This is a genomic window from Streptomyces sp. TM32, from assembly GCF_004122755.1.
In the GTDB taxonomy this organism is placed as follows: Bacteria; Actinomycetota; Actinomycetes; order Streptomycetales; family Streptomycetaceae; genus Streptomyces; species Streptomyces sioyaensis.
Genome location: NZ_SDIG01000215.1, coordinates 1 through 9620, shown reverse-complemented (window position 1 = coordinate 9620; position 9620 = coordinate 1). Strand labels below are relative to the sequence as shown.

Annotated in this window: 10 protein-coding genes; 9 read left to right on the top strand and 1 reads right to left on the bottom strand. The window is 69.6% G+C overall.

Translation table 11 applies throughout. From position 1 onward, the window contains the following. The first annotated feature begins 460 nt into the window (after window positions 1-460). The 5 genes from EST92_RS29055 (at window position 461) to EST92_RS29035 (ending at window position 4142) form a co-directional block, all read left to right on the top strand. On the top strand, window positions 461-898 hold the full coding sequence (locus EST92_RS29055) for a hypothetical protein (protein WP_129283679.1): 438 nt from the start codon (window positions 461-463) through the stop codon (window positions 896-898). 104 nt (window positions 899-1002) lie between these two features. Then, window positions 1003-1167, top strand: a complete 165-nt coding sequence (locus tag EST92_RS29050) for a hypothetical protein (protein WP_343283814.1) — start codon at window positions 1003-1005, stop codon at window positions 1165-1167. Between the two features lie 654 nt (window positions 1168-1821). Beyond that, entirely contained in the window at window positions 1822-2478 is a 657-nt protein-coding gene (locus tag EST92_RS29045; RefSeq protein ID WP_129283677.1) for a hypothetical protein, read from the top strand. Between the two features lie 26 nt (window positions 2479-2504). Next, on the top strand, window positions 2505-3482 hold the full coding sequence (locus EST92_RS29040; protein ID WP_129283676.1) for a hypothetical protein: 978 nt from the start codon (window positions 2505-2507) through the stop codon (window positions 3480-3482). Window positions 3483-3512: 30 nt separating this feature from the next. After that, window positions 3513-4142 (top strand): HNH endonuclease, encoded by a 630-nt coding sequence (locus tag EST92_RS29035; protein WP_254069093.1) that lies wholly within the window; start codon window positions 3513-3515, stop codon window positions 4140-4142. A gap of 102 nt (window positions 4143-4244) precedes the next feature. Here the strand turns inward: EST92_RS29035 and EST92_RS29030 are convergent, their stop codons facing one another. Next, on the bottom strand, window positions 4245-5489 hold the full coding sequence (locus EST92_RS29030; protein WP_254069092.1) for a PP2C family protein-serine/threonine phosphatase: 1245 nt from the start codon (window positions 5487-5489) through the stop codon (window positions 4245-4247). A gap of 176 nt (window positions 5490-5665) precedes the next feature. On the opposite strand from EST92_RS29030, the gene EST92_RS29025 reads away from it, so the two are divergent. The 4 genes from EST92_RS29025 (at window position 5666) to EST92_RS29010 (ending at window position 9493) form a co-directional block, all read left to right on the top strand. After that, the gene (locus EST92_RS29025; RefSeq protein WP_129283680.1) at window positions 5666-6064 is read left to right on the top strand and encodes an HNH endonuclease; all 399 of its coding nucleotides are present in this window, start codon (window positions 5666-5668) and stop codon (window positions 6062-6064) included. Between the two features lie 95 nt (window positions 6065-6159). After that, window positions 6160-6654 (top strand): transposase family protein, encoded by a 495-nt coding sequence (locus EST92_RS29020; protein ID WP_161981785.1) that lies wholly within the window; start codon window positions 6160-6162, stop codon window positions 6652-6654. Between the two features lie 35 nt (window positions 6655-6689). Further along, window positions 6690-7757, top strand: a complete 1068-nt coding sequence (locus EST92_RS29015) for an ISL3 family transposase (protein WP_129283674.1) — start codon at window positions 6690-6692, stop codon at window positions 7755-7757. Between the two features lie 167 nt (window positions 7758-7924). Next, complete coding sequence (locus EST92_RS29010) at window positions 7925-9493, top strand: ISL3 family transposase (RefSeq protein WP_254069091.1); 1569 nt, start codon at window positions 7925-7927, stop codon at window positions 9491-9493. The last annotated feature ends 127 nt before the right edge of the window (window positions 9494-9620 follow it).

Sequence of the window (9620 nt, the reverse complement as noted above, 5' to 3'; positions counted from 1 at the left end):
ATCATCCCCGTCCCCGCGTCGGCGTCGGGGAGTGTGGTGCAGGTTTCCGTGAGGTGGATCTTGTAGCCCATCCAGAAGGCCCGCACCCGCTCGGCCGGGCCCGGCCACAACGTGCCTGGGCGGGGTTCCCTCCTCGGTCGGACAGCTCCGCCGTACCAGGGTTCCGGGCGCGGTGTCCTGGCTCGCGTAGCGACCGCGCAGCGGCTCGGCCTGGACGCCGCGTCCGGGTTCCTGGTACGCCCCTTGGGGTGTCCGGCCGAGGAGGGAACCCCGCCTTCACCACCCGCACCACGACGCTCCCGCACCCAACCGACCAGCCCCCACCCCCTCCGAGGAGGACCCGCCGGAGGCAGCCTGTCGCCTTCGCCGGCGCCCAATGGACCTCACGTTCGAGATGTCCGCGGACCTGTGCTTACGGTGCGCTCGACGAGCACCGACTACGAATAGGACTGGGGAACAGGTGAGCAACGCAGCGACACCACCGGTGAGTGCAGCAGAGCTTCGACGGCGCGTCCGAGCTGTCGAGGCGCTCAAGGCCAAGACGCGAGAAATGGCCGTGGCCACGGTGTTGTCCACCCGCGGGGGAGCGGAGAAGGCAGCCTTGGCGAAGGAGGATGCCGACCTGGCGGCAAGGGAGGCTGCGGCGGCGGCCCTGCGTCTTTTCGACAACGACGCGGAACTCGTTGCGGAGTTGCTGGGTATATCGGCAGAGGAGCTGGAACGGGACGCGAAGCCTGTTACCGCCGCTCGGGCGAAAGAGGTGATCGAGGAACTTCGGGCACGTGCCGACCGTACGCGCACCCGTCGCACCCGAACCTCCAGGACGGAGGGAGCAGCGGCTCCCGCCGTGCCGCCCGCGGCTGCCTCAGCCAATGACGGCATGGTCGATGCCGCCTAAACGAGACGGCCTCGGGCCCGGACTGTTCCCGCTCGCAGCGGTACGGTCCGGGCCCGAGGCCGTTGATGAACAGCTCTCCCTCATCGACGCCCCAACGCCTGAGCATGGACACCCTGGCCGCACTGTGCGACATCCTCGACGTCGGCGTGGCTGACCTGATCGAGGTCACCGTCGTGGGCGCACAGGTCCGCAAGACCGCTGACACGAGCGGTCCGGTCGTGCCGCCGCCGGTGCGGCGCTCCACCCTCCGCCGCCCCGAGGGGCTGTGAACGCCCGCCAGTGGCGCCGGGCCGAGCAGGCCCGCGCCGCCGAAGAGATCGTCACCGTCCTCACCCGGCAGCTGCCCGGCGCCAACCCCGCCCGGCTGGCCGAACAGCTCGCGGGCTTGAGGCTGTTACCGACGCAGACCGATCGGGTCCTGGAGCACCTGCGCAAACACTCCGGCGCGCTGGTCTCCGGGGACTCCAGCGGCCTGCCGGGACTGATCCGGCTGCTGGACGTCCTGGCCGCCGAACACCCCACGGTGCGGCGCGCGAGCTGCGCTCGGTGCGGCACAGTCCGCCGCCTGCCCTACCGCATCGACGGAGCCGCGACGTGTGCCCGCTGCTACACCCGTGCCCGTCTCAAACCGTGCGTGCGATGCGGGCAGATGGGCCAGCCCGCGTTCCGCGAGAGGGGCGGTGTGGTCTGCGCACGCTGCAAGAGCCGGGACCCGGCGGCGCGGCGCAGGTGCGCCGGGTGCGGCCGCCTGGCCCGGTCGCCTACCGCATCGAGGGCAAGCCGCTGTGCCAGAACTGCGGGCCGCGCAAGCTCTACACCTGCGCGGCCTGCGCACGCGAGAACCAGCGGGCCCACGCGATCACCGAGGACGGGCCGCTGTGTCCACGTTGTTACCACCGCGGATGGGAGAGGGAGTGCTGCCGGTGCGGGCGCATGACGTGGTCGGTGCGCGTCGCCAACCGGCAGGCGGGCACCTGGATCTGCTATCGCTGCTGGATCCCCCCGACGGCCACGTGCACCGGCTGCGGACAGGAACGGCCCTGCGTGCGGGGCACCACCCTGGGCCGTCCGGTCTGCTCCACCTGCCATGCCCGGCAACGTCCCGCGCACCGCTGCGCGAGGTGCGGCTGGACGAGAAAGATCCGCACGACGCTGCCCTGGGGCCGGTCTGCGCTCCCTGCTACGAGAGGCTGCGGCGCGCGCCGGCGCCGTGCACCGCCTGCGGCCACTGCCGCCCCCTGGTCGGGTTGAGTGCCGCCGGCAGCGGCGTGTGCGGGCCCTGCTCGGGCGACGGACGCAACTGGACCTGCCGCCGGTGCGGCCACGTCGGCCTGCTCGTCGCCGGTGAACACTGCCTGGCCTGTGTCGTCCACGACCGCGTCGACGCCTTGCTGTCCGGCCCGGACGGCACTGTGCACCCGCAGCTGTCCGCGGTGCGCGACCTGCTCCTTGAGGACTGCGCGCCCGAGCAGGTCCAGCACTGGCTCTACGCCACCGTGTGGGCCGATCTCCTGGGCCAACTCGCCGCCGAGGGCGGCGAGATCACCCATGCGCGCCTCGATGCCCTCCCGCCCGGATAGGCCTCCGCTATTTGCGGCAGGTCCTGGTGAACACCGGGGTCCTGGGGGCCCGCGCCGAGGACCTCGACTCCGTCGAACCCTGGGTGGAGCACCTGCTGGCCGGCAAGCCGCCGCACATCGCCGCGCTCGTCCGCCCGTACGTCTCCTGGTCCGTCCTGCGCCGGGTTCGTTCCCGTGCGGCCCGCACTCGGGTGACCCGCAGCGTCCGCAAGTACGCACGCGCCCGCATCGGCCTGGCCGTGCAGTTCCTGACCTGGCTGGACGCACGCGGCCAGGTCCTGGCCACCGCGACACAGGCCGACGTCGACGTCTGGCTGGCAGGCGGGACCACCACCCACTACCGGCTGCGGGACTTCCTGCGCTGGGCCCACGCCCGCCGGCTCTGTGGCGACGTCACCATCCCCTGGCTCGGCCGGGACGGACTGCCCGAACATGTCCTGTCCCAGGACGACCGCTGGGGCCTGCTGCGACGCTGCCTTCAGGACGAGGGCGTCGCGCTCCACCTACGGGTCGCCGGCGCCCTCGTCCTCCTCTACGGCCAGGTCCCGTCCAGGATCGTGGAGCTGACCCGTGACCACCTGACCGTCAACGGCTCCGGCACCTACCTGGCCTTCGGACGCCAGCCGGTCCTGCTGCCCCCCCCACGCTCGCCTCGCTCGTCCGGCAACTCGCCGACCAGGCAGCACCCGGACGGCGTCCCCTCATCCACCAGGACACCCGCCCCTGGCTGTTCCCCAGTTCCCAGCCCGGAACCCATCTCGATTCCGGCCGTCTGGCCACGCTCCTCAACAACCGGGTCAGCATCTTCATCCGCCCCGCCCGCGGCGGGTCGCTCTGCGAACTCGCCGCCGACCTGCCCGCTCCTGTCCTGGCCGAACTCCTCGGACTGTCGATCGCAACCGCGACGCGGTGGACGGCCCTGGCCGGGCGCGACTGGACCGACTACCTGGCCGCCCGCGCCGCCGATCATGACCGCGGACTGTCAGACCTGCCCTCTACGCTGACACCGCGGTAACAGCGAAACCGAAGGGCCGGTGACCACGACGACCATGCACGAGCCCTTGCCCCTGCCGGGGATGCCCGCCCCCAACTCCCCGTCCGACACCGAACAACTCGCCCTGCTCGGCACACCCCAGCCGGTCAAAGTCCCCGCGCAACTGTGGCGCTCCTGGCTCACCGATCCGCTCATCGCCGCCAGGTTCAAGGCCAAGCGATACCGACGTTCCGAACGTCTGTGCTGTCCTTGGCTGGCCGCGGTGTCGTCGACGGGCCATGGTTCCTTCCGCGCCGCCAGCCTGCCCGGGAGGTCCCGCAGGGGCACGGTCCCCGCCCACCTGTTCGCCTTCCAGCTTGAACACGGCGTCATACCCCGGCTCGGCTGGTCCGGCGCCGACGATCCCGTTCTCTGCCACCGGTGTGACTCCCACGGCTGCACCAACCCCGCCCACCTGCGGCTGGGCACCGCCGCCGAGAACCGCGCGGAATGGGCCCGCCGCCACCGCAACCCCACCGGACCGCTCGCCGATGTCCGCGGGGCAGCCAGACGTCCCCGAGCCATCGCCGCCGCGATTCGAGCCGGACTCGCCGCCGGCGAGGACCCACGCGCCATCGAGGAGCGGATTCACACGGCAGAAGACGCAGGACTCCCCTTCACCTTGTGGTGACCAACCCGCCGACGGAGGACTCCATGAAGCCGGCTGCCGATCAGAGCTGCCATCCCTGGCGAGTTAGAAGTCGGAACTCCCTCGGCGCCGGTCGGTTCACGGCTAGAAGTCCAGTGCGGCGAGGTGGTCGGCAGTGCCGCCGCGCCACTCAACGAGAAAAATGGTCGCGTCGTCACTGGTGGTCCCGCCCCTCTCCCGCTTGAGGGCGTGAGACAGGTCCCGGGCCATGTGCTGCACACCCTGCGTGGTGGGCCCAATGCGCTCGACGATGTCGATCATGCGTCCCTCGCCGAACTGCTCCTGGCCGCTGAAGTGTTCCTCGACCAGCCCGTCGGTGTAGAACAGCACCCGGTCACCCGGCTGGAGACCGATCGAGGAGATCAGGGGTTCAGCGCCTCCGAAGCCGACCGGAAGCGTCCCGGGGCCTTCCAGGGTCTGCGCCACGCGGTGGTCACGGATCAGTAGTGCGGCGGGATGGCCGGCATTGACCCATTGCAGGTGGCCGGTTGCGACGTTCAGGTCCATCATCTGCGCGGTGACGAACTGATCGGGGCCGAACTGTTCATCGATAGCCCGGTCCATGAACGCGTACTTTTCGGGCAGGCGGATGCCGGCGCGTCGGGCGTGCCGGTAGGCGCTCACAGCGACGGTCGCCAGCACAGAAGCGTTCAGGCCGTGGCCCATCGCGTCGAGGATGGCTAGGTGCAGGATGTCGTCGTTGAGTGCGTAGTCCAGACTGTCCCCCGCAACGTTGTAGGCTGGCTCCAGAATGCCGGCCACCGAAACCTGCGGAGTGTTCATCGACAGTGGCGGCAGCAAAGACCACTGAATTTCCGCAGCCAGACTCATCGGATGACGCCGACGGGCCTGGAAGAACCGGTCCGTGTACGCGTTCTTGGTCACCAACATGTCCGCGACCAGACCGGCCAGCCGCCGCAGCAACCGCCGGTCGTCCTCCCCGACCATGTCCAGGGTGAGCGCCATCACCCCGACCTCGTCACTTCCGTCCAGCAAGGGCAGATACACCCGCACACCGTCAGCCTGGACATCCTCGACCACGGCCAAACTGAGAAATGCCTCCCCCGCCCGGGACCCGTCGATAGGCACCGCCTCGCCAACGGTGAGACCCCTGCCCTGGAGCGGAACCAGCTCAAGTTGCTCGTAGCACTGCAGCAGGATCGACACATCCCGGCCCCCGACCCTGCTCACCTCCTCCGCAACCAGCGGAGCGATAAGCTGCGGTGGCATCTCATGAGCCCGGTCCAGCAACCGCCCCAAAAGCCGCTCACCGAACCCCTCCGAGAGATCCGCCGCAACGGCACGGTTATGGGGCCGCCCCTTCTCCACTGCGTCTTCCCTCTCGCTCGCCCAAACTCCGTGTGTCAACGATCTCAGCAGACCACAGGAAAATTGGGTCAGACGCGCACCGGGGGTTTCACGAAACCAGGCGAGCTGTGTCGTAGGCCTCGGACGACCCTGAGCAACCTCACTGACGACCCACCCGACGCCGTCCCCAGGGCGGAATACCGCAGCCTCCGGATAAGTGCTCTCTACCAGTTTTCCGCGCCTCCAGCCTGCCCGGGAGGTCCCGCAGGGGCACGGTCCCCGCCCACCTGTTCGCCTTCCAGCTTGAACACGGCGTCATACCCCGGCTCGGCTGGTCCGGCGCCGACGATCCCGTTCTCTGCCACCGGTGTGACTCCCACGGCTGCACCAACCCCGCCCACCTGCGGCTGGGCACCGCCGCCGAGAACCGCGCGGAATGGGCCCGCCGCCACCGCAACCCCACCGGACCGCTCGCCGATGTCCGCGGGGCAGCCAGACGTCCCCGAGCCATCGCCGCCGCGATTCGAGCCGGACTCGCCGCCGGCGAGGACCCACGCGCCATCGAGGAGCGAATCCGAGCGGCAGAAGACGCATGACGGCGGTCTTCGTAAGCGGCTCTGATCCACTTCTTGTGGTTTGGTGACAGGGCGTCACAATCTGCTGGCAGGATGGTCGTTCGTGTGATTGCAGCGTGTTCTCGACGTTCTCCGCGACCTTCTCCCATCTGTCGTCCGTGGTGGTGGACGAGGTCAGGTCGGACGGCGGCGGGATAGCCCTCACGGCGCGAACGGTGACGCGTGAGGCGGCGTGTCCCGGCTGCGGCTCAGTGTCCGGCCGTGTCCATGGTGGTTACCGACGGCGTCTTGCCGACCTCGCAGCGGCCGGACGGCAGGTCGTGGTCGATCTGCTGGTGCGACGGTTCCTCTGCCCGGCCGCTGAGTGCCCTCGCCGCACGTTCGTCGAGCAAGTGGACGGGCTCACCGAGCGGTTCGCGCGGCGCACATCGCTCCTGCGCCGCTCGCTCGAGAAGATCGCGCTCGCGCTCGCCGGACGGCCAGGAGCCCGGCTGGCCGCACATCTGGCCATGCCGACGAGCGCGAACTCCTTGCTCAGGCTCGTGCGCAGGCTTCCGGACAGGCAGGTCGGGGCCGCGCCCCGGGTGCTGGGTATTGATGAATTGCCCTGAAGAAGGGGCACGTGTACGGGACGATCATCTTGAACATGGAGACCGGCGAACGCGTCGACGTCCTACCCGACCGCACTGCGGAGACCCTCACCACGTGGCTGAACGCACACCCCGGGGTAGAGATCGTCTGCCGGGACAGGGCCAGCGCCTACGCCGAGGCCGTACGCACGGCCTGCCCCGACGCGACCCAGGTCGCAGACCGGTTCCATTTGTGGAAAAACCTGTGCGAAACCGTCGAGAAGTGCGTTGCCACGCACCGCAGTTGCCTCGCCGAGGCTACCGAGGACACGCCTGCCGATGCCACTGACGAGCAGAAGACCGCGACCCGCGAGGAGGTCCCGGTGCGGCCGGAGGGGATGCGCGTGATCCGACGCCGCGAGCGTCACGCCGCCGTGCACGCCCTCTATGACAAGGGCGTCCCCATCCAGGCGATCTCCGAGGCGCTCGGCCTGGACCGCAAGACTGTAACCCGCTACGCACACGCCGCCACGCCCGAGGACGCGTCGCTGGCCACCGGCTCGCGCCGCCAGGGCCAGATCCACGCCTACTCGCCCTACCTGCACCGACGGTGGAACGAGGGCTGCACGGACGCGACACGGCTCCACGCGGAGATCGCTGAGCTCGGCTTCACCGGCAGCAAACGGACCGTGCGCCGACACCTCCAGGACATCCGGGCCAGCGGCAAACCTGCACCCGACAAGCCCAAGGCGCTCACGGTCCGCACCGCTACCTGGCTGATCACCTCGCACCCGGACCACCTGGACGACAGCAGCGCGCTCAAGCTCAAGAAGCTCCTCGCCCGCTCTCCCGAACTGGACGCCGTCGCCGCGTGCGTCCGTTCCTTCGCCGCGATGATGACCGAGCGCCGAGGCGGCGACCTGGAGAACTGGCTCACCAGCGCCCAGGACACCAGGATGAAGCCGCTGCAGAGCCTGGCCCGCGGCCTCCGCCAGGACTTCGACGCCGTCACCGCCGGCCTCACCCTGGAATGGAACTCCGGCAAGGTCGAGGGCAACGTGAACCGGGCGAAGCGAATCAAGAGGGACGGATACGGCCGCGCCGGATTCGACCTCCTCCGCCGGCAAATACTCCTCGCCGACTGACAGACCGTCACCCTCCGCAACCGCCCCACAAGAAGTGGATCAGAGCCTCGTAGGCTCTGTCGCTGATCTTGTGATCGGGCGATCTCCGGGCGGCGCGGCTGTGATCATGGTTCGCGTGTACTTCGGGGAGCTTCGAGGCGCTTCTTCCTCATCTGACGGGTGTCGTCGTGGAGTTGGTGGATCGGTCGGTCGGCGGGATCACCCTGCATGCCCGCGCGCGTGCGGCCGATGGACTGTGCCCGCACTGCGGCAGTTCTTCGGGACGGGTGCACGGCAGGTATCTGCGGCGGCTGGCGGATGCGGCGATCAGCGGGGCTCGGGTGGTGATCGAGCTGCTGGTGCGCCGGTTCCGCTGCCTCAACACCGCCTGTGCGGCCGTGACGTTCGTCGAACAGGTTGCCGGGCTGACCAGCCCGCATGCCCGCTTCAGCCCGCTGCTGCGCGGGATGCTGACCAGCATCGCGGTGGCACTGGCCGGGCGGCCGGGGAGCCGGCTCGCGGCAGCCCTGGGGGTGCCGGTGGCGAAGGACACGCTGTTACGCCTCCTGCGGGCCCTGCCCGAGGAGCCAGTCGAGCCGGTCAGAGTGCTGGGCGTCGACGATTTCGCCATGCGCAAAGGCGACTCGTACTCGACGATCTTGGTAGATCTGGAACGGCGGCGCCCCATCGACGTGCTGCCGGGCCGCGAGGCCGAACCACTCGCCGCCTGGCTTCGCGACCACCCCGAAGTCGAGATCATTTGCAGGGACCGCGGCGGGGCCTATGCCGAGGGCGCCCGCACCGGGGCCCCGCAGGCGACCCAGATTGCCGACGGCTGGCACCTGTGGAAGAACCTCGGCGAAGCGGTGGAGAAGACCGTCGGCGCCCATCACGCCTGCGTCCGGACCACGTTCGCGAACACCCTACCGGCCACCCCGCCGCCAAGCGACGACATCTGGCAGACTCCGCCGCCCGCCACCGACTCCACGCGCGACGTCTGCGGACGTGAGCGCCGTCTGGTGATCCGGACGAAGGAGCGGTACGCCGCAGTGCAGCAACTCCTGGCCGACGGCAACTCGTTGGAAGGAATCTGCCGGAGGCTACGGCTGGACCGGTCCACCGTGCGCCGCTTCGCCCGCGCCACCAGCATCGACGAAATGCTCGTCAACGCGACGAACCGCACCAGCATCCTCGACCCGTACACCGCCCACCTCCACCAACGGTGGAACGACGGCTGCCGCGACAGCGCACAACTCCACCAGGAAATCCAGGCCCTGGGCTTCACGGGCAGCATCCAGACCACCCGGCGCTACCTGCGCCCCTTCAAATACACAGCCGCCGCACCACCAGCACCCCGTGTGGCTCCGCGGCCCCGCCGCATCGTCAGATGGATCATGATGAACCCCGGCAACCTCCCGGACGAGGACGCCCTCGCGCTCAAGGAGGTCCGTGCGGGCTGTCCCGAGCTGGACGCGGTCACCGGGCACGTCCGCGACTTCGCGACGATGCTGCGGGACCTGACCGGCAGCGAACTCCCCGCCTGGATGGAACGCGTCGAACACGACGACCTGCCCGCACTGCACTCCCTGGTCAACGGCCTGCGCCGGGACCAGGACGCCGTCATCGCCGGCCTGTCCAGCCCCTGGAGCTCCGGCCAGGTCGAGGGGCAGAACACGAGAGTGAAACGGATCAAAAGGGAGGGATACGGCCGGGCCAACTTCGGCCTCCTCCGCACCCGCATCCTGCACCGATCCTGACCCGCCCGATCACAAGATCAGCGACAGAGCCAATTTCCTGAACGCTCACAATTGGCGGCTGTTCCTGCCGCAGGGCTGGGCGAGGACCGCGCACGTTGCGCGAAGGCGGGAGTCCCACAGCAGATCG

What these genes read in the sequence shown, in the direction of transcription:
- EST92_RS29050 (WP_343283814.1), top strand. Translation starts at nt 1,003, where the DNA reads ATGGACACCCTGGCCGCACTGTGCGACATCCTCGACGTCGGCGTGGCT.
- EST92_RS29015 (WP_129283674.1), top strand. Translation starts at nt 6,690, where the DNA reads ATGGAGACCGGCGAACGCGTCGACGTCCTACCCGACCGCACTGCGGAG.